The 21,897-nt window shown below is 68.5% G+C and carries 20 protein-coding genes and 2 pseudogenes; 13 read left to right on the top strand and 9 right to left on the bottom strand.

Features of this window, described 5'->3' with window-relative positions; genetic code table 11:
• Positions 1-238: 238 nt before the first annotated feature.
• Positions 239-307: pseudogene (locus G6N07_RS03405) on the bottom strand (IS607 family transposase); the annotation flags it as partial.
• A 530-nt stretch (positions 308-837) separates the two neighbouring features.
• Between G6N07_RS03405 and G6N07_RS03400 the strand changes: the two are divergent.
• Positions 838-1,830, top strand: coding sequence for an Acg family FMN-binding oxidoreductase (locus G6N07_RS03400; RefSeq protein ID WP_085192462.1), 993 nt, complete (start codon positions 838-840; stop codon positions 1,828-1,830).
• A gap of 96 nt (positions 1,831-1,926) precedes the next feature.
• Here the strand turns inward: G6N07_RS03400 and G6N07_RS03395 are convergent, their stop codons facing one another.
• The 3 genes from G6N07_RS03395 to G6N07_RS03385 all read right to left on the bottom strand — a co-directional run bounded on the left by G6N07_RS03395 (position 1,927) and on the right by G6N07_RS03385 (position 5,481).
• Positions 1,927-3,648, bottom strand: coding sequence for a GAF domain-containing sensor histidine kinase (locus tag G6N07_RS03395; RefSeq protein ID WP_085192376.1), 1,722 nt, complete (start codon positions 3,646-3,648; stop codon positions 1,927-1,929).
• A 70-nt stretch (positions 3,649-3,718) separates the two neighbouring features.
• Positions 3,719-4,372 carry a response regulator transcription factor gene (locus tag G6N07_RS03390; protein ID WP_085192377.1) on the bottom strand — a complete coding sequence of 218 codons (654 nt, stop codon included), beginning with the start codon at positions 4,370-4,372 and terminating at the stop codon, positions 3,719-3,721.
• A gap of 128 nt (positions 4,373-4,500) precedes the next feature.
• Positions 4,501-5,481, bottom strand: a complete 981-nt coding sequence (locus G6N07_RS03385; protein WP_085192378.1) for an Acg family FMN-binding oxidoreductase — start codon at positions 5,479-5,481, stop codon at positions 4,501-4,503.
• 266 nt (positions 5,482-5,747) lie between these two features.
• On the opposite strand from G6N07_RS03385, the gene G6N07_RS03380 reads away from it, so the two are divergent.
• The 9 genes and pseudogenes from G6N07_RS03380 (at position 5,748) to mmsB (ending at position 14,768) form a co-directional block, all read left to right on the top strand.
• The gene (locus G6N07_RS03380) at positions 5,748-7,223 is read left to right on the top strand and encodes a bifunctional aminoglycoside phosphotransferase/ATP-binding protein (RefSeq protein WP_372507544.1); all 1,476 of its coding nucleotides are present in this window, start codon (positions 5,748-5,750) and stop codon (positions 7,221-7,223) included.
• 41 nt (positions 7,224-7,264) lie between these two features.
• The gene (locus G6N07_RS03375) at positions 7,265-8,320 is read left to right on the top strand and encodes a zinc-dependent alcohol dehydrogenase family protein (RefSeq protein WP_085192380.1); all 1,056 of its coding nucleotides are present in this window, start codon (positions 7,265-7,267) and stop codon (positions 8,318-8,320) included.
• 60 nt (positions 8,321-8,380) lie between these two features.
• Positions 8,381-8,560, top strand: a pseudogene (locus tag G6N07_RS03370) (LLM class F420-dependent oxidoreductase); the annotation flags it as partial.
• Positions 8,561-8,591: 31 nt separating this feature from the next.
• On the top strand, positions 8,592-9,443 hold the full coding sequence (locus G6N07_RS03365) for an LLM class F420-dependent oxidoreductase (protein ID WP_085192381.1): 852 nt from the start codon (positions 8,592-8,594) through the stop codon (positions 9,441-9,443).
• A gap of 28 nt (positions 9,444-9,471) precedes the next feature.
• Positions 9,472-10,467 carry a dTDP-glucose 4,6-dehydratase gene (gene rfbB / locus G6N07_RS03360; protein WP_085192382.1) on the top strand — a complete coding sequence of 332 codons (996 nt, stop codon included), beginning with the start codon at positions 9,472-9,474 and terminating at the stop codon, positions 10,465-10,467.
• Complete coding sequence (locus G6N07_RS03355; RefSeq protein WP_085192383.1) at positions 10,464-11,066, top strand: dTDP-4-dehydrorhamnose 3,5-epimerase family protein; 603 nt, start codon at positions 10,464-10,466, stop codon at positions 11,064-11,066. The genes rfbB and G6N07_RS03355 overlap by 4 nt, the downstream gene beginning before the upstream one ends.
• 70 nt (positions 11,067-11,136) lie before the next feature.
• Entirely contained in the window at positions 11,137-12,657 is a 1,521-nt protein-coding gene (locus tag G6N07_RS03350) for a CoA-acylating methylmalonate-semialdehyde dehydrogenase (protein ID WP_085192384.1), read from the top strand.
• A 22-nt stretch (positions 12,658-12,679) separates the two neighbouring features.
• The gene (locus G6N07_RS03345; protein WP_085192385.1) at positions 12,680-13,873 is read left to right on the top strand and encodes an acyl-CoA dehydrogenase family protein; all 1,194 of its coding nucleotides are present in this window, start codon (positions 12,680-12,682) and stop codon (positions 13,871-13,873) included.
• 22 nt (positions 13,874-13,895) lie between these two features.
• The gene (gene mmsB, locus G6N07_RS03340) at positions 13,896-14,768 is read left to right on the top strand and encodes a 3-hydroxyisobutyrate dehydrogenase (RefSeq protein WP_085192386.1); all 873 of its coding nucleotides are present in this window, start codon (positions 13,896-13,898) and stop codon (positions 14,766-14,768) included.
• Positions 14,769-14,781: 13 nt separating this feature from the next.
• Here the strand turns inward: mmsB and G6N07_RS03335 are convergent, their stop codons facing one another.
• A complete protein-coding gene (locus G6N07_RS03335) occupies positions 14,782-15,600 on the bottom strand; it encodes an HAD family hydrolase (RefSeq protein WP_085192387.1) in 819 nt (272 codons plus the stop codon).
• Positions 15,601-15,705: 105 nt separating this feature from the next.
• Between G6N07_RS03335 and G6N07_RS03330 the strand changes: the two genes are divergently transcribed.
• Together G6N07_RS03330 and G6N07_RS03325 are read left to right on the top strand one after the other, a co-directional pair.
• Positions 15,706-16,362, top strand: coding sequence for a response regulator (locus G6N07_RS03330; protein WP_085192463.1), 657 nt, complete (start codon positions 15,706-15,708; stop codon positions 16,360-16,362).
• Positions 16,359-17,549: a GAF domain-containing sensor histidine kinase gene (locus G6N07_RS03325; RefSeq protein ID WP_085192388.1), complete on the top strand. Its 1,191-nt coding sequence runs from the start codon at positions 16,359-16,361 to the stop codon at positions 17,547-17,549. The genes G6N07_RS03330 and G6N07_RS03325 overlap by 4 nt, the downstream gene beginning before the upstream one ends.
• Here the strand turns inward: G6N07_RS03325 and G6N07_RS03320 are convergent.
• Genes G6N07_RS03320 through secY form a run of 4 tightly spaced genes read right to left on the bottom strand, consistent with a single transcriptional unit; the run spans position 17,546 to position 20,725 of the window.
• Entirely contained in the window at positions 17,546-18,049 is a 504-nt protein-coding gene (locus G6N07_RS03320) for a MarR family winged helix-turn-helix transcriptional regulator (RefSeq protein ID WP_085192389.1), read from the bottom strand. The two genes, G6N07_RS03325 and G6N07_RS03320, sit on opposite strands and share 4 nt — an antisense overlap.
• A gap of 3 nt (positions 18,050-18,052) precedes the next feature.
• Positions 18,053-18,856, bottom strand: coding sequence for a type I methionyl aminopeptidase (map, locus tag G6N07_RS03315; protein ID WP_085192390.1), 804 nt, complete (start codon positions 18,854-18,856; stop codon positions 18,053-18,055).
• 1 nt (position 18,857) lies between these two features.
• Positions 18,858-19,403 (bottom strand): adenylate kinase, encoded by a 546-nt coding sequence (locus G6N07_RS03310; protein ID WP_085192391.1) that lies wholly within the window; start codon positions 19,401-19,403, stop codon positions 18,858-18,860.
• The gene (secY, locus tag G6N07_RS03305) at positions 19,400-20,725 is read right to left on the bottom strand and encodes a preprotein translocase subunit SecY (protein WP_085192392.1); all 1,326 of its coding nucleotides are present in this window, start codon (positions 20,723-20,725) and stop codon (positions 19,400-19,402) included. The genes G6N07_RS03310 and secY overlap by 4 nt, the downstream gene beginning before the upstream one ends.
• A gap of 276 nt (positions 20,726-21,001) precedes the next feature.
• On the opposite strand from secY, the gene G6N07_RS03300 reads away from it, so the two are divergent.
• Positions 21,002-21,895 carry a class I SAM-dependent methyltransferase gene (locus tag G6N07_RS03300; RefSeq protein WP_085192393.1) on the top strand — a complete coding sequence of 298 codons (894 nt, stop codon included), beginning with the start codon at positions 21,002-21,004 and terminating at the stop codon, positions 21,893-21,895.
• Positions 21,896-21,897: the final 2 nt, after the last annotated feature.

Below are 21,897 nucleotides of genomic sequence, written 5' to 3'. Positions count from 1 at the left end.
TGGATGGCGTCTTGCATGGCACCGACTCTCGCATGGGAAAACAATGCCAGCGTAGCGTCCGAGGACCGCAGTCACGGCGAAGAAAGTCACCGCTGGTGAGGGCCGAAAGTCCCTGCGAGAATATGATTCCGATAGCGCTCCTGGCGCTCGTCGTCGCCGACCTGCGCGCCACCTGCATCGAATTCGCCGGTGTGACCGCGGTATGGAGTTGCTCGGCACGCCCGTTCACGTGACAGAACCCTACCTCGGTCACCACCTTGTCGACCGGAATCTGTTCAGCCGTGACCCAACCGGTCGACCGTGCGACACCGTTGCGCTCAGCTCCACGTCGGCCCGCAACAGCCGGCGAGAACTACTTCGTCCTCGCCGAAGACCAGTCCGCCACCGCAGAGCCTCACCGCCTGCGGGCCTTTCGGCGGCGTGGTCGGGCCGATGGTCCCTATCCGCAATCCCCCCGCGCGCGGTGTAGTGGAGACGTTTCGGTAGCCACGGAACCTCGACATCTTCTCGGAAAGGGGCGTCATGACCGCTGACCCCACACCGTCGACCGGTCCCCGCCGACGCCGCACCCGCCGCAGGACTGTTCGGCTCCACCGACGCGCTGCGTGCCAGATGCGACGACTACCTGGCGTGGACCGTCCGCAGAAAAGGGCACCAGTGAACAGCCATGACGCCGTAAGTGGGGTCAGCACACGGCTCTACCGCAAACTGCACCCCCACAGCAACGAGACCGCCACGGCGCTTCACGGCCATGCCCACAGGTGCTCATGCCGGCACTGAACGAAAAAGCACTGAGCGAAAAGACACTGAGCGATGCAACGAAAGAGGATGGCCACCATGCCGACACCAGGACCCGATAGGGAGACGGTGCGCGCCGCGCTGTCATTGGCGGTGCGCGCCCCGTCGATCCACAATTCGCAACCGTGGCACTGGCGCGTCGGGCACAACACCTTGCAGCTTTACGCCGATCACACACTACATCTGCCCCATACCGATCCCGGCGCCCGGGAGCTCTTGATCAGCTGTGGCGCCGCGCTCAACCACTGCGTGATCGCGTCGGCAGCATTGGGGTGGCGTGCGGAGATTCACCGCTTCCCCAACGACGCCGACCCGTGGCACCTGGCGGCCGTCGAAATGCACCGCCAATCACCGCACGAAGTCGACATCGCGCTGGCCGCCGCGATCCCCCGCCGACGCACCGACCGCAGGCTCTACAGCGCCTGGCCGGTCGCCGCCGGTGACATCGCGCTGATCGGTGCGCGCGCCGCCCGTGCAGGGGTCATGATGCGCCGCGTAGAGGCCACGTCGGAGCTCCGGTCCGCCGTGGCGAGCGCGGTGCGCCAACACGCCGCCGATCACGGGTACCGCGCCGAACTGGCCACCTGGAGCGGACGGCACGCCTGGACCTCCGGCGTGCCCGCCGCCAGTGTGCCCGCTTCCGTCGCCGAATCTCCGGTGCCGGGTCGCGTGTTCGCCGGCGCGGCACTCGACCAGCCGCCGGGCGCCGACCCCGCCGAAGACAATGCGGTGCTGCTCGCATTGGGCACCGCCGCCGACGATGGGCTGGCGCGGTTGCGCGCCGGCGAGGCGACGAGCCTGGCGCTGCTCACCGCGACGGCGCTGGGGCTGGCGACCTGCCCGGTCACCGAGCCCCTGGAGATCCCCGCCACCCGCGACGCCGTCCGACGAGAGGTGTTCGAGGAGAGCGGGTTACCCCAGCTGCTTTTCAGGGTCGGTTGGGCGCCGGTCAACGCCGATCCACTGCCGCCGACCCCGCGCCGCCCGCTGGCCGAGGTGGTGTCCCGGCTCGACGGCTCACCCTGGGAATAGGAGTGCGACCGTGCCTGGACTCGACGCCCTGTGGAGACGCCCTGTGGAGCCGCGGTCCGCTGGGGCGACCCGCGCGGCTGAGTCGCCGCCTACCTCTCATGCCAGCGGGGCGCTCCAGCACAAGCAGGTGCCCCCGCCGTCGGCGGGGCCGACGGTGAACTCACCGTTGGCCTCCTCGGCGCGGCGGCGCAGGTTCGCCAGTCCACTTTCGGTCAGGTTGTCGGGAACGCCGACACCGTTGTCCCGAACCTCGATTCGCAGGTCGTCTTCCACGGTGACCAGCACGGTCACCTCGGTGGCGTGCGCATGCCGGACGGCATTGCTGACCGCTTCGGACACCACTGCTTCGGCGTGGTCGGCGAGGTCGGCGCCCACCACCGACAGTGGCCCCACGTACTGCACCGTCGTGCGCAGCTCCGCGACGGCGAACCGGGTGATCGCTTCGTCGAGCCGTTGCCGCAGCCGGGTGGCGCTCGGCGGGCCGCCCTGGAGGTCGAAGATGGCGGTGCGGATCTGCTGGATGACGTTCTGCAGGTCGTCCACGCATTCGGTGAGGCGGCGTTTCACATCGGGGTTGCGGGAGCGGGGAATGGTGCCCTGCAACGCCAACCCGACCCCGAACAGCCGCTGGATCACGTGGTCGTGCAGGTCGCGGGCGATCCGGTCGCGATCGGTCAGGATGGCGAGCTCCCGAATGCGGCGCTGCGCGACCGCGGCCTGCCACGCCAGCGCCGCCTGATCGACGAAGCCGGCCATCATCTGCAGCTGCTCGTCGGTGAAGACCTGGCTGCCGGCGCGCCGAAGCAACACCGCCACACCCGTCACCGTCTCCGCTGTCCTCATGGGCAGGATCAGCGCGGGACCGCCGCCGTCGAGCAAGCCCGTCACGGTGTCGATGGCGTCGGTCAGCGTGGGTGCGCGATTGAGGAACGCTCCGCCGATCCGAGTACCTGCGACGGTGATCGGAGCCGTGTTGGACAGCTCGGTGCGGGTGTCGCCGGCAGCTTCGATGATGATGAGCTCGCGGACTTCGCTGAGCGGGGCCTCCTCGTCGGTGGGCACGGCGACGAAGGCGACGTCGGCATGGGTCAGTTTGAGTGACTCCTCCGCCACCAGGCGGTACACCCGGGCGGGATCGCCGCCGTCGAGCAGCTCGGTGGCGATGTCGCGGGTGGCTTCGATCCACGCCTGCCGGGTGCGGGACTGCTCGAACAGCCGGGCGTTGTCGATGGCGATACCGGCTGCGGCGGCGAGCGCCTGGGCGAGCACTTCGTCGTCCTCGCTGAACGGTTGACCCGACGCCTTCTCGGTGAGATACAGATTGCCGAAGACTTCGTCACGGATCCTGATCGGCACACCCAGGAAGGTGCGCATCGGTGGGTGATGGTCGGGGAACCCCACGGATGCGGGGTGGTCGTGGATGTTGTCCAGGCGGATCGGCTTGGGGTCGTCGATCAGCAGACCGAGGACACCCCGCCCCTGTGGCAGCGATCCGATCGCCTCTCGGGTGGGTTCGTCGATGCCCTCGTAGATGAATTCGACCAGTTCGTGGTCGTGTCCGCGGACGCCCAGTGCCCCGTAGCGGGCATCGAGCAACTCGATGGCGGTGTGCACGATGGTGCGCAGGGTGGCGTCGAGCTGAAGCCCGGAGGTCACCGTGAGCATCGCCTCGACCAGGCCCTCGAGCCGGTCCCGACCCGCCACGATCTCCTCGACCCGATCTTGCACCTCGGTCAGCAACTCGCGCAGCCGCAGCTGTGACAGTGTTTCACGGATCGGACGGATGCTGCTTTGATCATTCGGCCGGGCACCGGTCATGAGGCCATCCTGGCACCGTCGATCATCGAATGGACAGCCGAGATCCGCGAAACGAAATCGACGAACTGCACTAGCGGTCGTCGGCGGGCCCGTGATCGCGGTGGAGCCCCGACATGAAGACCGCCGCCTGGGTGCGACGTTCCAGCCCCAGCTTCGCCAGCAGCCGGGACACGTAGTTCTTGATGGTCTTCTCGGACAGGAACATCCGTGCGGCGATCTGTTTGTTGGTCAGTCCCTCCTCGAGTAGCCCCAGCAGCACGCGTTCCTGAACGCTGAGCCCGGACAGCGGATCGGCTTTTTCGGCGGCCCCACGCAACCTCCCCATGAGCGCGGCGGCTGCCCGGTTGTCCAGCATGGAGCGGCCCGCTCCGACCTCCTTGATCGCCTTGGCCAGTTCCATGCCCTTGATGTCCTTGATCACGTATCCGCTGGCGCCGGCGAGGATCGCGTCGACCATGGCCTCGTCGGAGGTGAAGGAGGTGAGCATCAGGCACCGCAGGTCGGGCAGCCGGGAGAGCAGTTCGCGGCAAAGTTCGATGCCGTTGCCGTCGGGCAGTCGCACGTCGAGGACGACGACCTGGGGACGCAGCGCCGGGATGCGGGCCAGCGCCTCCGACACCGAGCCCGCTTCGCCGATCACCTCGAGTTCCGGCTCGACGCTGAGCAGGTCGACCAGCCCACGGCGAACGACTTCGTGATCATCGACGAGGAATACGGTGACCATGGCTGCTCTCTCGAGGAACAGGTGCACCGATGAGGCGTGGCCGCTGCGGTGAACACTTCGCGCCCTGTGATCTCGGCGGTGGCCAGATCATGTGCCGTGGCCTACCACGACAACCGGCGTCCGCCCGGTCACGACCGCACCTCGAGCACCTCGTCCAGACGACGCCGGGGCGTCGGTGGTGGGGCGTCCTCGACTGCGGGCGCCGTTCCGACCCGGACCAGCACCTGCGGCAGATCCCGGTCGACGAGAGCCGAGACGATGTCGCGACTGGCCCGCAGTTCGGTCAGGTGGGTCAGCGTGCAGGTGGCCATCCCCGCCATCGTCGCTTCCAGCAGGAGCTGCGACAGTGTCTCGCCGCAGCGCAGCACGTCGCGGTTGGTGTCGTCGTGCGCCGAAATCACCAGCACCTTGGACCGATCCTCGGGTACGTTGATGCGCCGCTCGGCACCACCGTGGGTGGCCGGGAAGTGGCGGCCGATGTCCACCCGATCGCTTTCGGCGGCCGACACCAACGAGCTCTGCGGAATACCGTCGGATACCGGCAGGGACCCTGTCCACCAACTCAATTCGGCGTGGTAACCGGAGTCGTAGAGGCGCAGCGACTCGGTGAGCCGGGAAGCTTCTGCGAGCCGCGAACGAGCGTCGTCGGCGATGACGTCCAGCATCGCCACCGATTCGTCGATGGCCCCGCGCAGCCGGATCTCCAGCGCGTCCCACTCCGGGGGTGCCCCGAACGGCAGCCGGTCGGTGCGGCGCCGGGCAATCGCCTCGGCCCGGGCGCGGTGACCTCCGGTCACATACGACATCGGAGAGAAGTCGATGGCGGCCAGGTGCCGGTGGTTGTTGGGGTTGGGGTAGCGCTCGAGGTGCGCGATCCAGCCGCTGGCCGCCATGGCCACCCGCAGGTGATCCAGCACGGCGCCGCAACTCAGCAGGGCTTCCCGGCCGGAGTGATCAGTCGCCAGCCGCCGGTCGGTGTCGAGGAAGAGTTGCAACCCCGACCGGTCGGCGACCCAGCGCCACGGCTGGCTGTTGTGAACCGACGGAGCCCGGCACGCCAGCTGCACCGCGTCGCTGATGGTTTCGATGTCGGGTCGTGTCGCGGTCATCGACCTTGTCTCCTCTCGACGTGCCTTTGACCACGGTCACAGCACCGGCATCGCGGCGGCAAGGGTATTTCGTCACTCGCTGCGACACCGGCTGCGACACCGGCTGCGACGACGAGGGACGATGAGGGACGATGAGGGACGATGAGGGACGATGAGGGACGATGAGGACTAAGGGCCCACCGGGTCGGGACCTTCCGCCCGGCACGGATGGCCGAAGGCCGCTGGGCCGCCGCGCGCCGGCCAGCCACGATTGGACCATGACCGCCATGGAGGACAACGCTGCTGCCGAGGCCGCCCAGGTGGCCGATCTGGCCGCCGAGGTGCACGAGACCCACACCGGTGTGGTGGTCCTGCTGGGGGACAAGGCGTACAAGGTCAAGAAGCCGGTCGTGACCGACTTCCTCGATTTCCGCACCGCCGGGCAGCGCGAAGCGGTCTGCGCCCGTGAAGTCGCGCTCAACAGCCGACTCGCGCCGGGCAGTTACCTCGGGGTGGCGCATCTGCAGAGCCCCGGGCACGATGCGCCGGAACCGGTCGTGGTGATGCACCGCTACCCCGACGACTACCGGCTGAGGTCCATGGTGGCGCGGGGAGAGCCGACCGAACACCACCTCACCAGGCTGGCGAGTACGCTGGCCCGCTTCCATGCCACCGCGGAGCGGTCCACCGAGATCGACGCCTGCGCGACGACCGCCGCCGTCGGGGAGCGATGGTGTGAGAACCTCACCGAACTCGACCACCACGCCGACACGGTGTCCGCCGGCGCCGTCGACGAGATCCGCCGCCTGGCTTTGCGTTACCTCGACGGCAGAGCCCCGCTGTTCGCCGGGCGCATTGCCGACCGTCGCATCGTCGACGGTCATGGTGACCTGATCGCAGACGACGTCTTCTGCACGCCCGACGGTCCCATCGCGCTGGACTGCCTCGAATTCGACGACCGGCTCCGGTTCGTCGACGGCATCGACGACGCAGCTTTCCTGGCGATGGATCTGGAGTTCCTGGGCCGGCGTGATCTGGCGGACCACTTCCTCGGCCAGTACCTGCAGCTCGCCGGTGACACCGCGCCGCGCTCGCTGATCGACTTCTACATCGCCTACCGCGCCGTCGTACGCGCCAAGGTGGACTGCATCCGAGTCGCTCAGGGCCGCAGTGGGGCGGCGGCGGACGCCCGGCGGCATCTGGAACTGGCCGCCCACCATCTCAGGGCAGCCACGGTCCGGCTGGTGCTCGTCGGCGGGGGTCCCGGCACCGGCAAGACCACGCTGTCCGAAGCACTCGGCGATTCCGTCGGCGCACAGGTGATCTCGACCGACAACGTGCGTCGCGAACTGCAGGGCAGCGGAACCCTTCATGGCGACGCCGGCGCACTGGACAGCGGACTGTACTCCCCGGATAACGTGGCACTCGTCTACGACACGGTGCTCGCCCGGGCCGCGGCGCTGCTGGCACACGGGGAGTCGGTGATCCTCGACGGCACCTGGCGCGACCCGCGACAGCGTCGGGCGGCCCGCAGGTGCGCCGAGGAGGCTTTCGCCGTGCTGGTCGAATTAGCGTGCGCCACCGGCCTTTCGGCGGCCCAGGAGCGCATCGAGCGGCGATCGGCGACGGCGTCGGACGCCACGCCGGAACTCGCCGCCGGCATCACCGCACCCGTCTGGTCGGGCGCCCACCGCGTCGACACCGGCCGCCCCTTGGCCGACTCGGTGGCCGAAGCACAGCAGATCTGCTGCCTGGCGTTTTGACACCAACAACGGAAGCCAACACACTGCAAGGAGGACCGTCAATGCATGCAATGGTTTACCACGGCCCGGGTAGGCGCTCGTGGGAGCAGGTGCCCGACCCGGTGATCGAACGCGCCACCGACGCCATCGTCCGCGTCGACGCGGTCACCATCTGCGGGACCGATCTGCACATCCTCAAAGGCGACGTCCCCGAGGTGCAGCCCGGCCGCATCCTCGGCCACGAGGCGGTGGGCACCGTGACCGAGATCGGCGCCGCCGTCGACAACCTCGCTGTCGGCGACCGAGTGCTGGTGTCGTGCATCAGCGCTTGCGGCAGCTGCCGCTACTGCCGGAACGGGCAGTACAGCCAGTGCCTCGGCGGGGGCGGATGGATTCTCGGCCACCTCATCGACGGCACGCAGGCCGAGTACGTCCGCGTGCCGTTCGCCGACAACTCCACCCACAAGGTGCCGCCGGGCGTCGGCGATGAGCAGATGGTGTTACTCGCCGACATCCTGCCCACGTCCTACGAGGTAGGTGTGCTGAGCGCCGCGGTGCGGCCGGGGGACGTGGTGGCGATCGTGGGCGCCGGACCCATTGGTCTGGCGGCCGTGCTGACGGCGAAGCTGTACAGCCCCAGCCACATCGTGGTGATCGACATCGCCGAAAGCCGGCTCAAGGCGGCCACCACCGTCGGGGCCGACATCGTGGTGGACTCCACGTCCCAGGACGTGCGCGCGGTCATCGACGGCCTCACCGATGGCCTGGGCGCCGACGTGGTGATGGAAGCCGTCGGTGTGCCGGAAACCTTCGAACAGGCGGTTGGGCTGGTGCGGCCCGGCGGGCACGTGGCCAACATCGGAGTCCACGGGAAACCGGCGACACTCCATCTCGAAGACATCTGGATCAAGAACCTCACGATCACCACGGGATTGGTGGACACCCACTCCACCCCCACCCTGATCGGCCTGGTGGCGGGCCACCAGATCGACACCGCGCCGATGGTCACCCACCATTTCGGCATGGACGAATTCGACCTCGCCTACGACGTGTTCAGCCGCCCGGGCGAGACCGGTGCGCTCAAAGTCCTTCTCACCCGCACACCCCACACCGACTGACCACCCGCCCATTCGCCACCGCGATGGACGAATGCGACCAGACCGACCTCCCCACCAGGCGTGGCAGAACCGGGTAGTAATCGGTTGGTGGACACCGTCGCGGCTACGGCACCGTCCACGCCATCGCGGCCCCGCCCGAACCAGCACCTCGACGCCGGAGCCGACCAGGTGCCCGTGCAGGTGCTGACCGGGCCTGACAAGCTGGTGGCCGGACTGGCCGGACCGCTCGCCCACCGGTGATCCGGCTCGAAGACGACTGAAGGGACCTGACATGACCGAAGGGGTTTCACTCAAGCCCGGCCTGGGCCGCTACGGCGTCTGGACTCCCGGGGCCCCGAAACCGGAGCAGGCGGCGCAGATCGAACAGCTCGGTTACGGCGCGGTGTGGGTCGGCGCGTCCCCCGCCGCGGATCTGGAGTTCGTCGAGCCGATCTTGGACGCGACGGAGACATTGCAGGTTGCCACCGGGATCGTGAACGTGTGGGCGTCACCGGCCGAGGACGTGGCCGCGTCGTATCACCGCATCGAGGATAAGTATCCGAGCCGGTTCCTGCTCGGCATCGGGATAGGGCACCCGGAGGCCACCCAGGAGTACCGCAAGCCCTACGACGTGCTGGTCCAGTACATCGACAAGCTCGACGCGGCCAAGGTGCCGACCAGTCGGCTGGTGATCGCCGCGCTGGGGCCGAAGGTGCTCCAACTGGCGGCTCGGCGCAGCGCGGGCGCCCACCCGTACCTGACCACCCCCGAGCACACCGGCCAGGCCCGCAATCTCGTCGGCCCGACGGTGTTCCTCGCCCCCGAGCACAAGGTGGTACTGAGCACCGACGTCGACGAGGCGCGCGCGATCGGCCGCGAGACCGTCCAGTTCTACCTCGGCCTGAGCAACTACGTGAACAACTGGAAGCGGCTTGGCTTCACCGACGAAGACGTCGCCGAACCGGGTAGCGACAACCTGATCGACGCGGTGGTCGCCCACGGCACCGCCGAGGCCGTCGCCGCGCGCCTCGAAGAACACCACGAGCGCGGTGCCGACCACGTGGCCATCCAGGTGCTGGGCGGACGGGACAAGTTGATCCCGACGCTGAAGGAGTTGGCGGGCCCCCTCGGGTTGAAGGGCTGAGCGGAGGCTGCCCGCTAGGGTTTGATCCATGCGGTTGCTGGTCACCGGCGGTGCGGGGTTCATCGGCGCGAACTTCGTGCACGCCACCGTCCGTGAGTATCCTGACTATGCGGTGACGGTCCTCGACGCGCTCACCTATGCGGGCAGTCCCGAGTCCCTTGCGCCGGTCGCGGACCGGATCCGGCTGGTCGAAGGCGACGTGGCCGATGCCGGGTTGGTCGGCGGGCTCGTCGCCGAGGCCGACGCCGTCGTGCATTTCGCCGCCGAAACCCACGTCGACAACGCGCTGGCCGATCCCGGGCCGTTCGTGCAGAGCAATGTCGTCGGCACCTACACGGTGCTCGAGGCAGTGCGCCGGGCCGGCGCCCGGCTCCACCACGTCTCCACCGACGAGGTGTACGGCGATCTCGCGCTCGGCGAGGACCGCCGTTTCACCGAGTCGACGCCGTACAACCCGTCGAGCCCGTACTCGTCGACCAAGGCGGCCGCGGATCTACTGGTGCGGGCGTGGGTGCGGTCCTACGGTGTGCGCGCGACGATCTCGAACTGCTCGAACAACTACGGGCCCTATCAGCACGTGGAGAAGTTCATCCCGCGCCAGATCACCAACGTGCTGACCGGGCGACGGCCCAAGCTCTACGGCACCGGCGCCAACGTACGGGACTGGATCCACGTCGAGGACCACAACAGCGCGGTGTGGCGGATCCTGCGCGACGGTGTGGTGGGCCGGACGTATCTGATCGGCGCGGAGGGTGAGCGGGACAACCTCACGGTGCTGCGCACGCTGCTGCGGATCATGGACCGCGATCCCGACGACTTCGACCACGTCACCGACCGCGCCGGCCACGATCTGCGTTACGCCATCGACCCGTCGCCGCTCTATTCGGAACTGGGTTGGTCGCCGGCGCATCTGGACTTCGAGGAAGGGCTGCGGTCGACCGTGCAGTGGTATCGCGACAACGAGGCGTGGTGGCGGCCGCTCAAGGACGCCGCCGAAGCGGCGTACGCGGAGCGCGGCCAGTGACGGCGCGGGAGTTGACGGTGCCCGGCGCGTGGGAGATCACCCCGACCGTGCACGCCGACCCGCGCGGGTTGTTCTTCGAGTGGTTCACCGACCGCGAATTCACCGGATTCGCCGGCCACCGCCTCGACATCCGACAGGCCAACTGTTCGGTGTCGCGGGCCGGCGTGCTGCGCGGGTTGCACTTCGCCGCGGTGCCGCCGGGTCAAGCCAAGTACGTCACCTGTGTGCGCGGTGCGGTGTGCGACGTGGCGGTCGACATCCGGGTCGGCTCACCGACGTTCGGCCGCTGGGATGCGGTGCTGCTCGACGGCCGGGACCGCCGATCGATCTACCTCGCGGAGGGACTGGGCCATGCTTTCCTTGCGCTGCAGGACGATTCGACGGTGATGTATCTGTGCTCGACGGGCTACGACCCGGCCCGCGAGCACACGGTGTCACCCACCGATCCGGCGCTGGACATCGACTGGAACTTCGACGGTGAGCTGGTGGTCTCCGACCGCGACGCCGATGCCCCCACGCTGGACCAGGCGCGCCAGGCGGGGCTGCTGCCGACGTGGGACGCGTGTCAGGCCTACGTCGAGGGCCTGCGCCGCCGATGACCGCCGGCCTCTTGTCAATCACCCCGACCACTTACTAGGATGTCCTAGTATCTCGAACGAGGGGCATTTCATGACCAATCAGATCCAGCACTTCATCGACGGCAAGCGCACCGCGGGTGAGTCCAGCCGAACCGCGGACGTGATGAACCCGAGCACCGGAGCGGTGCAGGCCCAGGTCCTACTCGGTTCGCGCGCCGATGTGGACGCCGCGGTGGCCGGCGCCGCGGAGGCCCAAAGGGAATGGGCGGCGTGGAACCCGCAGCGCCGCGCCCGCGTCATGATGCGCTTCGTCGAGCTGGTCAATCAGCACGTGGACGAGTTGGCAGAGCTGCTCAGCCTGGAACACGGCAAGACCGTCGCCGACTCCAAGGGCGACATCCAGCGCGGCATCGAGGTCATCGAGTTCGCGATCGGCATCCCGCACCTGCTCAAGGGTGAGTACACCGAGGGCGCGGGCACCGGCATCGACGTGTACTCCATGCGCCAGCCGCTCGGCGTCGTCGCCGGCATCACGCCGTTCAACTTCCCCGCGATGATCCCGCTGTGGAAAGCCGGTCCTGCGCTGGCCTGCGGTAACGCCTTCATCCTCAAGCCCTCCGAGCGCGACCCGTCGGTGCCCGTGCGGCTCGCGGAGTTGTTCATCGAGGCCGGGCTGCCCGCGGGCGTGTTCCAGGTCGTCCACGGCGACAAGGAAGCCGTCGACGCGATCCTCGAGCATCCGGTCATCCAGGCCGTCGGCTTCGTCGGCAGCTCCGACATCGCCCAGTACATCTACGCGGGCGCGGCCGCCAACGGTAAGCGCGCCCAGTGCTTCGGCGGCGCCAAGAACCACATGATCGTGATGCCCGACGCCGACCTCGACCAGGCCGTCGACGCGCTGATCGGCGCCGGCTACGGCAGCGCGGGTGAGCGCTGCATGGCCATCAGCGTCGCGGTGCCCGTCGGCAAGGAGACCGCCGACCGGCTGCGTAACCGGCTGATCGAGCGGGTGAACAACCTGCGCGTCGGCCACAGCCTCGACCCGAAGGCCGACTACGGCCCGCTGGTCACCGAGGCCGCGCTCAACCGGGTCCGCGACTACATCACCCAGGGTGTCGAGGCGGGCGCCGAGGCCGTCGTCGACGGGCGCGAACGTTCCAGCGACGAAATGCAGTTCGGGGACGACAGCCTCGAGGGCGGCTACTTCATCGGCCCGACGCTGTTCGACCACGTCACCCCGGACATGTCGATCTACACCGACGAGATCTTCGGCCCGGTGCTGTGCATCGTGCGCGCCGACAACTACGAGGAGGCGCTGCGCCTGCCCACCGAGCACGAGTACGGCAACGGCGTGGCGATCTTCACCCGCGACGGCGACACCGCACGTGACTTCGTCGCCAAGGTCCAGGTCGGCATGGTCGGGGTCAACGTCCCGATCCCGGTCCCGGTGTCCTACCACACCTTCGGCGGGTGGAAGCGTTCCGGCTTCGGCGACCTCAACCAGCACGGGCCGCACTCGGTCCTGTTCTACACCAAGACCAAGACCGTCACGCAGCGCTGGCCGTCGGGCATCAAGGATGGCGCCGAGTTCGTCATCCCCACCATGAAATAGAGCTGATGGACTACTCAAGCTGATGGACTACTTTGGCCTCGACGACGAGGAGCGCGTGATCGCCGAGACGGCGGCCGCGTTCGCCGAGAAACGCCTGGCCCCGTACGCGGCGGAATGGGACGAGTCCCACCACTTCCCGACCGACGTGCTGCGGGAGGCCGCCGAACTGGGCATGGCGGCGATCTACTGCCGCGAGGACGTCGGCGGCAGCGGGTTGCGGCGCATCGATGCGGTGCGCATCTTCGAGCAGCTGTCCGCCGCCGACCCGGCCGTCGCGGCGTTCCTGTCGATCCACAACATGTGTGCCTGGATGGTGGACACCTATGGCTCCGGAGAGCAGCGCAAGACGTGGGTGCCGCGGCTGGCGTCGATGGCCAGCATCGCCAGCTACTGCCTCACCGAGCCGGGTGCGGGGTCGGACGCCAGTGCGTTGCGCACCAGGGCCGTTCGGGAGGGCGGCCACTTCGTTCTCGACGGGGTGAAGCAGTTCATCTCCGGCGCGGGCACTTCCGACGTGTATGTGGTGATGGCCCGCACCGGCAGTGAGGGGCCGCGCGGCATCTCCGCGTTCGTGGTCGAAAAGGACACGCCCGGCGTCAGTTTCGGTGCCCAGGAACAGAAGATGGGCTGGAACGCCCAGCCCACGGCGCAGGTGGTGTTCGACGGTGCGCGTGTCCCGGCCGAGAACATGCTCGGTGGCACCGGCGCGGAGGGCAGTGGTTTCGGTATCGCGATGAACGGACTCAACGGCGGGCGTCTCAACATCGCCGCCTGCTCGCTGGGTGGCGCGCAGACGGCCTACGAGAAGGCGGCGGCCTATCTGGCCGACCGGCAGGCCTTCGGCGCCGCCCTGCTCGACGAGCCGACCGTCCGGTTCGCCCTGGCCGATATGGCGACCGCACTGCAGACGTCCCGTACGTTGTTGTGGCGGGCGGCGAGCGCACTCGACGACAACCATCCCGACAAGGTGGAGTTGTGTGCGATGGCGAAGCGTTACGTCACCGACGCCTGCTTCGACGTAGCCGATCAGGCGCTGCAATTGCACGGCGGCTACGGATATCTACGCGAGTACGGGGTGGAGAAGATCGTCCGCGATCTGCGGGTGCATCGGATCCTCGAGGGCAGCAACGAGATCATGCGCGTGGTCATCGGACGGGCTGTCGCGGGCCGAGCCCGCAATCAAACAGAGGCGGCCACGGCACGCACGTCGGCATGAGCGGCGACGGGAGAAGTCAACAGTGAGCACGATTGCGTTCTTCGGGCTGGGCAACATGGGCGGGCCGATGGCGGCCAACCTGGCCAAGGCGGGTCACACCGTGCGGGGTTTCGATCCGGTGGCCGCGATGCGCGCCGCCGCGGAGGACCACGGCATCGCCACGTTCGACAGCGGCGCCGAAGCGGTGTCCGGCGCCGAGGTGGTGATCACCTCGCTCCCCAACGGCGCGATCGTGAAGAGCCTCTACGACGAGGTGCTCCCCGCCGCGGGAGCCGGCACGCTGTTCATCGACACCTCCACCATCTCGGTGGACGACGCACGCCACATCAACGCGGCCGCCGTCGAGCAGGGGTGCGCCCAGATCGACGCGCCGGTTTCCGGCGGGGTCAAGGGCGCCACCGCTGGGACCTTGGCATTCATGGTCGGGGGTGACGACGACGCCGTCGCGCGTGCCCGTCCGGTGCTGGAACCGATGGCGGCCAAGGTGGTTCACTGCGGTGCGTCGGGCACCGGTCAGGCCGCCAAGCTGTGCAACAACATGGTCCTCGCCGTCCAGCAGATCGCGATCGGTGAGGCGTTCGTCCTGGCCGAGAAGCTCGGGTTGTCGGCGCAGTCGCTGTTCGACGTCATCACCGGCGCGACCGGCAACTGTTGGGCGGTGCACACGAACTGCCCTGTCCCGGGACCGGTACCGACCTCCCCGGCCAACAACGACTTCAAGCCTGGGTTCGCGGCGGCGCTGATGAACAAGGACCTCGGTTTGGCCATGGCCGCGGTGTCGTCGACGGGTGCTTCCGCACCGTTGGGCAGCCACGCCGCCGAGCTGTACGCCGCGTTCGCCAACGATCACGCCGACAAGGACTTCAGCGCCATCATCGAGATTCTTCGGGGCTGACGAGAACTGTCCGCTATGCCGCGGGCGCGGTCCTACGGGCCGTCGAGCGGGCGTAGAGCCGTTCGCATGCGCTCAGCCGCAGCGGTTCGGCGCCACCGTAGTCGGCGCGCACCGCCAGCGCGGCCACCTCATCGCGCGGCGCATCGTGCTGACCGACGAGGATGGTCGCCAGTCCCGCCGCAGTCGCTGCGCGCAGCCCCGCCGTCGTGCCGGTCACCGCGACGACGCGGTCGTTGGTGACACCGAGCTCGTCCAGTGCCAGGCGGTAGGCGTCGACGCCGGGCGTGGTCACGTCGTCGCGGGTGACGATCGTCTCGACCTGTCCCTCCCCCACGAGCTGGCGCACCAGCGGCTCCACCCAGGCGCGGCGGCCGGCGGTCACGACCGCGACCGGGACGCCGGCGGCGAAGGCGTCGCCGACGAGGTCGTCGAGGCCGGGCCGCGGGGTCGCGCCGACGTCGAGCACCATCTCGTCGAACATCGTCGCCTTCGTCGAGCAGATCTCGTCGGCGAGCAGTTCGATCAGCACGTCGCACTCGGGGCCGACGCAGTGGTTGCGCAGTTCGGCCAGTACCCGCCGGCGTTCGTCGCGCAGCACCCGCAGCCGCCGGTACCGGGCCTCAGACCACGCGATGGGCACCCGGTGCGCGGCGAACGCGGCGTTGAACACCAGCCGGTGCACGTCGTGATCGAGGTCGGTCAACGCCTCGAGGTCGAAGACCAGGGCCTCCAACGGCGTGACGTCGGCACCGAGCGGACGGGCGCCCTCCCACCAGAACCGGCCCACACCCGGTGTTCTCTCACCCGGTGTTCTCTCACCCGTTGTCTGCACCTGATCACAGTGGCGCAGGCCACACGTCGCCGTCCTCCCCCTTTTGGGGGATTCGACGTGGCGAAGTTGGCCGGCCGCGCCCCTCCCGCCTTTAAGGTGATGCGCATGGCCGGGCCAGTGCGGATCGTCCTGGTCGACGACCACGAGATGGTCATCGAGGGACTCAAGGCCATGCTGGCGACCTACGACGACCGTGTCGCGGTGGTCGGGCAGGCGGTGGGCGCCGAACGCGCCGTCGGCGTCGTCGCCGAGCTGCGCCCGGACATCGTGCTGTGCGACGTGCGGATGCAGGGTGCCAGCGGGCTGGACCTGTGCCGGCAACTGCGCGGGCGTGATCCGCAGCAAAAGGTGGTCATGCTGTCGGTGTACGACGACGAGCAGTATCTGTTCCAGGCCCTGCGGGTGGGCGCGTCGGGATACCTGCTCAAGAGCATCGGCAGCGACGAGCTGGTCCGTCAGCTGGAACTGGTCCATCGCGGGGAGACCGCCATCGATCCGGGCATGGCGGCCAGAGCGGTGGACACCGCCGCCCGGCTGCAGCGCGACGAGTTCTGGCCGGGCGCCCGCCAGGGTCTCACCCAGCGCGAGAGCGAGATCCTCTCCTTCGTGGTGACCGGGCTCTCCAACCGCGGGATCGCCGCCAAGCTGGTCATCGGGGAGGAGACGGTGAAAACCCATCTTCGGTCGATCTACCGCAAGCTGGGCGTCGGTGACCGCGCCGGCGCGGTGGCGACGGCGCTGCGAGAGGGCATCTACCGGTGAGTGCGCGTTCGCTGCTGACCGCCGACCGGGAGTTGGCCCTGTTGCGCGAGCTGATCCAGGCGGCGTCCAGCGGGCCCGGGGTGGAACCGCTCGCGGCCGCGGCCGCGCGGATGATCACCGCGGCCACCGGCACCGACGTCTGTTTCGTCCACGTGCTCGACGACTCCGACCGGTCGCTGACCCTGGCCGGCGCCACCCCGCCGTTCGACAGTCAGATCGGCAAGATCCGGCTGCCGCTGGGCCAGGGTATCTCCGGCTGGGTGGCCAGCCACCGTCAGCCGGTGGTGATCGGCCACGACAAGGAGTCCGACCCGCGCTACAAGCCGTTCCAGTCCTTGCGCGGCAAGGACTTCACCTCGATGGTGTCGGTGCCGATGCAAACCGACCCCGGCGGTCTGGTGGGGGTGCTCAACGTGCACACCGTCGAGCGGCGCGACTTCTCCGGGCCCGACGTGGAACTGCTGCTGGTGATCGGCAGGCTCATCGCGGGCGCACTGCACCAGGCGCGGTTGCACCGGCAGTTGGTGGCGCGCGAACGGGCGCATGAGAACTTCGTCGAGCAGGTGATCGAGGCGCAGGAGATCGAGCGCCGTCGGCTGGCCGGCGACATCCACGACGGCATCTCTCAGCGCCTGGTGACGCTGTCCTACCGGCTCGACGCCGCGGTCCGCGGGATCGAGGATCCGCATGTGGTGGCCGAACAGCTCGGCAAGGCCCGTGAGCTGGTGGCGCTGACGCTGGGCGAGGCGCGCGCCGCGATCAGTGGTCTGCGGCCACCGGTACTCGACGACCTCGGGTTGGCGGGCGGGCTGGCGAGCCTGGCACGGTCCATCCCGCAGGTGCACATCGATGTCGACCTTGCCGAGCGCCGGGTGCCCGATCACATCGAACTGGCGCTGTACCGCATCGCGCAGGAGTGCCTGCAGAACGTGGTCAAACATTCCGGGGCCGCCACGGCGAGGTTGACGTTCGGGGTGGCCGACGATGTCGCGCGACTCGAGATCATCGACGACGGCGTGGGATTCGACACGTTCGAACATCCGCTCGGCGGCGACGAGATGGGTGGCTACGGGCTGTTGTCGATGGCCGAGCGGGCGGAGATCGTCGGCGGCCGCCTCAACATCCGGTCGCGGCCGGGGGCGGGCACGGCGGTGACCGCCACGATCCCGCTGCCGTCCCCGGCCTAGAAATCCCCGGCGTGGCGACGGAGCGTCTCGATCGAGGCGGCCAGCGAGCGGGACTCTTCGGCCGACATCCCGATGTCGGCGAACACCTCGTTGTTGAGCGTCACGGTGGCGTCCTCGACGGTCGAGCAGCCGAGTTCGGTGATCCTCACCAGCGTGGTGCGACCGTCGGTGGGGTGCGGGATGCGCTCCACCAGCCCGCCGGCCTCCAGCCGCCGGATGGCGTGCGTGACGCTGGTGACGTGTACCTGCAACCGGTCGGAGGCCTTCGTGATCGGCAACGCGCCGGAGCGGCTGAACGCCAGCAATCGCAGCAGCTCGAATCGGGAGAAGCTCAGATCGTAGGGGCGTAAGGCGTTCTCGACGCGGGCCAGCAGGATCTGGTGCGCCCGCATGACGGAGGTGACGGCGACCATCCCGTCGGCGACCTCACCCCATCCGGCCGATTCCCAGTTCGCACGGGCCAGGGCGATCGGGTCGTGCTCGTCGGGCCCGTCGGTCACCGTTCAGGCCGCAGGGAGGGTGAGGATTCGGGGTCCGTCCTCGGTGACCGCCACGGTGTGCTCCCAGTGTGCCGCGCGCGAACCGTCTGCGGTGATGACGGTCCACTCGTCCTCGAGCACTTTGGTCTTGGTCGTGCCGAGGGTGAGCATCGGCTCGATCGCCAGCACCGATCCGGGGGCAAGGTGCGGGCCGCGTCCGGGGGCGCCCTCGTTGGGCAGGAACGGGTCCATGTGCATCTGCCTGCCGATGCCGTGCCCGCCGTAACCGTCGACGATGCCGAAGGCGCGCTGATACCGCGCCTCGGCGGCGCGGGTGCCCTTCTCGATGGCGTACGAGACGTCGGTCAGCCGATTGCCGGGCAGCATCGCGGCAATGCCCGACTCCATGGACTCCCGGGTGGCCGCCGAGAGCGCCTCGTCGACGGGGATGAGCGGGCCGACGCCGAAGGTGATCGCCGAGTCGCCGTGCCAGCCGTCGAGGATGGCGCCGCAGTCGATGGAGACCAGATCACCGGAGGCCAGGATCTCGGTGGCCGACGGGATGCCGTGGACGACACGGTCGTTGACCGAGGAGCAGATGCTCGCCGGGAAGCCGTGGTAGCCGAGGAACGACGGGATACCGCCACCGTCGCGGATGACGGATTCGGCGATCACGTCGAGCTCTTTGGTGCTCACTCCCGGCGCGGCCGCGTCACGCACCGCGCTCAGCGCCGCCGCGACGAGCGCACCGGCGGCCGCCATCGCGTCCAGCTCCGCGGGGGTGCGTTGCGCGACGACCTTGTCCCTGCGCAGCCTCAGGCCGGCCACGTCACTTGCCCAGTGCCTGCAACGCCCGGGCGAACACCTCGTCCACGGAGCCGACGGCGTCGACGGTCTTCAGTTCGTCGCGGTAGCGGTCGAGCAGCGGCGCGGTCTCGTCGCGGTACACCTTCATCCGGTTGAGGATGACCTCTTCGGTGTCGTCGGCGCGGCCGCGGCCCTTGAGCCGGGTCAGCAGCTCCTCCTCGGAGACGCGGAACTCGATGACCGCGTCGAGGGACAGGTTGCGGTCCTCGAGCATCTTCTCCAGCGCGTCGGCCTGTTCGACCGAACGGGGATAGCCGTCGAGGATGAAGCCGTCCTTGGCGTCGTCCTGGCCGATGCGATCCTCGACCAGCGCGTTGGTGAGGGTGCTCGGCACCAGGTCGCCGGCGTCGAGGTACCGCTTGGCCGCCAGGCCCAGTTCGGTCTCGCCCTTGATGTTGTCGCGGAACAGGTCACCGGTCGAGATGTGCGGCACCCCGAGCTTGTCGGCCAGCTTCGCCGCCTGCGTGCCCTTGCCCGCGCCCGGCGGTCCCAGGAGAACGATCCTCACTTCAGGAACCCTTCGTAGTTTCGCTGCATGAGCTGGCTCTCGATCTGTTTCACGGTGTCCAGACCCACGCCGATCATGATCAGCACACCGACGCCGCCGAAGGGCAGGTTCTGCACGGGACCGCCGCTGCCGACGGTGAGGAACAGGTTCGGGATGACGGCGATGACGCCGAGGTAGATCGAGCCCGGCAGGGTGATCCGGCTCAGCACGTAGCGGAGGTAGTCGGCGGTCGGTTTACCGGGCCGGATGCCCGGGATGAAGCCGCCGAACTTCTTCATCTCGTCGGCCCGCTCGTCCGGGTTGAACGTGATGGACACGTAGAAGTAGGTGAAGAAGATGATCAGCGCGAAGTAGATGCCGATGTACCAGGGGCTGCTCGGGTCCGTCAGGTACTCCGCGACCAGACGGTCCCACCAGCCGGTGCCCGGGTTGGCGCTGCCGCTCTGGATCAGCTGCGTGATCAGCTGCGGGATGTAGATCAATGACGACGCGAAGATGACGGGGATGACGCCGGCCTGGTTGACCTTCAGCGGCAGGTAGGTCGAGGTGCCGCCGTACATCCGGCGGCCGACCATGCGCTTGGCGTACTGCACCGGGATGCGGCGCTGGCCCTGCTCGACGAACACGACACCGATGATGATGACCAGCGCGCCGGCGCAGACGGCGGCGAACACCATGCCGCCGCGGCTGTCGAGGATCGACTTGCCCTCGCCGGGCATGGCGGCGGCGATGCTGGCGAAGATGATCAGCGACATGCCGTTGCCGATCCCGCGCTCGGTGACGAGTTCACCCATCCACATGACCAGCGTGGCGCCTGCCGTCATCACCAGCACGATGACCAGCAGCGAGAAGATCGACTGGTCGTTGATGATGTCGAGGGCGCAGCCCTGCAGCAGACCGCCGTTGGCGGCCAGCGCGACGATGCTGGTCGACTGCAGCACGGCCAGCGCGACCGCTAGATAACGCGTGTACTGCGTCATCTTGGACTGGCCGGCCTGCCCCTCTTTGCGCAGCTGTTCGAACCGCGGGATCACCACGGTCAACAGCTGCACGATGATGCTCGCGGTGATGTACGGCATGACGCCCACCGCGAACACCGACAGCTGCAGCAGTGCGCCCCCGGAAAACAGGTTGATCAACGAGTAGATCTGTCCCGACTCACCGCCGCTGACCTGCGCGATGCACTCCTGCACGTTGGGGTAGTTGACTCCCGGAGACGGCAGCGAGGCGCCGACCCGATAGAGCAGCACCACGCCCAGTGTGAACAGGATCTTGCGCCTCAGGTCGGCCGTCCGCAGCGACGAGATGAAAGCCGAAAGCACTCTTTCCTCCTGCGCAGCCGACCTCTTGAGCGCGGCGTGCCAAATGGGGCTGGACAAACCAGCGTCATGGTCAAGTCACACGCACCGTCTCGGACAGACATCTCGCCTGCTAACGGCACGCGTCAAACAGTCTACGAGACTAACAGTTGCCACCGGGCATGCCCGCATCGCTGCGCGCTCGCAGATTGCCTACACAATCGAAGCGTACAGTCGGCGCAAGCTGGTTAACCCAGCTAAGGAAATCGACGGGTCGCAATCTCGAGAAGGGGTCAACCGATGGCACGTACCGACAACGACACCTGGGACCTGGCGTCCAGCGTCGGAGCGACCGCGACGATGGTCGCCACGGCGCGCGCGGTGGCCAGCCGGGGGCCCGACGCACTGATCGACGATCCGTATGCCGAAGCGCTCGTGCGCGCGGTGGGCGTGGAGTACTTCGTCAAACTGCTCGACGGGGAGGTCACCCTGGAGGCCGACAACGCCGCGGCGCTGCAGGCGATGACCGACGTCATGGCAGTGCGCACCCGCTTCTTTGACGACTTCTTCTTGGCCTCGGGTACGACACAGGCGGTCATCCTCGCCTCCGGCCTCGATGCCCGCGCGTACCGGCTGCCGTGGCCGACGGGGACGGTCGTCTACGAGATCGACCAGCCGCAGGTCATCGAGTTCAAGACCCGCACGCTGGCCGAGCTCGGCGCCTCCCCCGCGGCCGAACTGCGCACCGTCGCGATCGACCTGCGCGGCGATTGGCCGGGCGCACTGCGGGACCGTGGTTTCGACCCGCAGGTGCCCACGGCGTGGATCGCCGAGGGGCTACTGATCTATCTGCCGCCGGACGCGCAGGACCGGTTGTTCGACAACATCACCGCGCTGTCGGCGCCGGGCAGCCGCCTGGCCACCGAGTTCCACCCGGACGCGGGGATGCGAATGGGCGCGAGCTCGCAGCGGATGGCCGAGGAGTTGCGCCGCCAAGGCCTCGACCTCGACATGGCCGACCTCTGCTACGACGGTGAGCGCAACCTGGTCGTCGACTATCTGCGCGAGCGCGGCTGGGATGTCCAGGCGCGCAGCAGACCGGAGGTGTTCGCCCACTACGGGCGCCCGTTCCCCACCGGCGAGGAGGTCGAGGCGCTACGCCAGTCGCTCGCCGTGACCGCGACCAAGAGTTAGGA

The sequence above is a fragment of the Mycolicibacterium doricum genome (assembly GCF_010728155.1).
Taxonomy (GTDB): Bacteria; Actinomycetota; Actinomycetes; order Mycobacteriales; family Mycobacteriaceae; genus Mycobacterium; species Mycobacterium doricum.
The sequence above is the reverse complement of the archived record's forward strand: the minus strand, read 5'-3'. Positions and strand labels throughout refer to the sequence as shown.

What these genes read in the sequence shown, in the direction of transcription:
- G6N07_RS03400 (WP_085192462.1), top strand. Translation starts at nt 838, where the DNA reads ATGCCGACACCAGGACCCGATAGGGAGACGGTGCGCGCCGCGCTGTCA.
- G6N07_RS03395 (WP_085192376.1), bottom strand. Translation starts at nt 3,648, where the DNA reads ATGACCGGTGCCCGGCCGAATGATCAAAGCAGCATCCGTCCGATCCGT.
- G6N07_RS03390 (WP_085192377.1), bottom strand. Translation starts at nt 4,372, where the DNA reads ATGGTCACCGTATTCCTCGTCGATGATCACGAAGTCGTTCGCCGTGGG.
- G6N07_RS03385 (WP_085192378.1), bottom strand. Translation starts at nt 5,481, where the DNA reads ATGACCGCGACACGACCCGACATCGAAACCATCAGCGACGCGGTGCAG.
- G6N07_RS03380 (WP_372507544.1), top strand. Translation starts at nt 5,748, where the DNA reads ATGGAGGACAACGCTGCTGCCGAGGCCGCCCAGGTGGCCGATCTGGCC.
- G6N07_RS03375 (WP_085192380.1), top strand. Translation starts at nt 7,265, where the DNA reads ATGCATGCAATGGTTTACCACGGCCCGGGTAGGCGCTCGTGGGAGCAG.
- G6N07_RS03365 (WP_085192381.1), top strand. Translation starts at nt 8,592, where the DNA reads ATGACCGAAGGGGTTTCACTCAAGCCCGGCCTGGGCCGCTACGGCGTC.
- rfbB (WP_085192382.1), top strand. Translation starts at nt 9,472, where the DNA reads ATGCGGTTGCTGGTCACCGGCGGTGCGGGGTTCATCGGCGCGAACTTC.
- G6N07_RS03350 (WP_085192384.1), top strand. Translation starts at nt 11,137, where the DNA reads ATGACCAATCAGATCCAGCACTTCATCGACGGCAAGCGCACCGCGGGT.
- G6N07_RS03345 (WP_085192385.1), top strand. Translation starts at nt 12,680, where the DNA reads ATGGACTACTTTGGCCTCGACGACGAGGAGCGCGTGATCGCCGAGACG.
- G6N07_RS03330 (WP_085192463.1), top strand. Translation starts at nt 15,706, where the DNA reads ATGGCCGGGCCAGTGCGGATCGTCCTGGTCGACGACCACGAGATGGTC.
- G6N07_RS03300 (WP_085192393.1), top strand. Translation starts at nt 21,002, where the DNA reads ATGGCACGTACCGACAACGACACCTGGGACCTGGCGTCCAGCGTCGGA.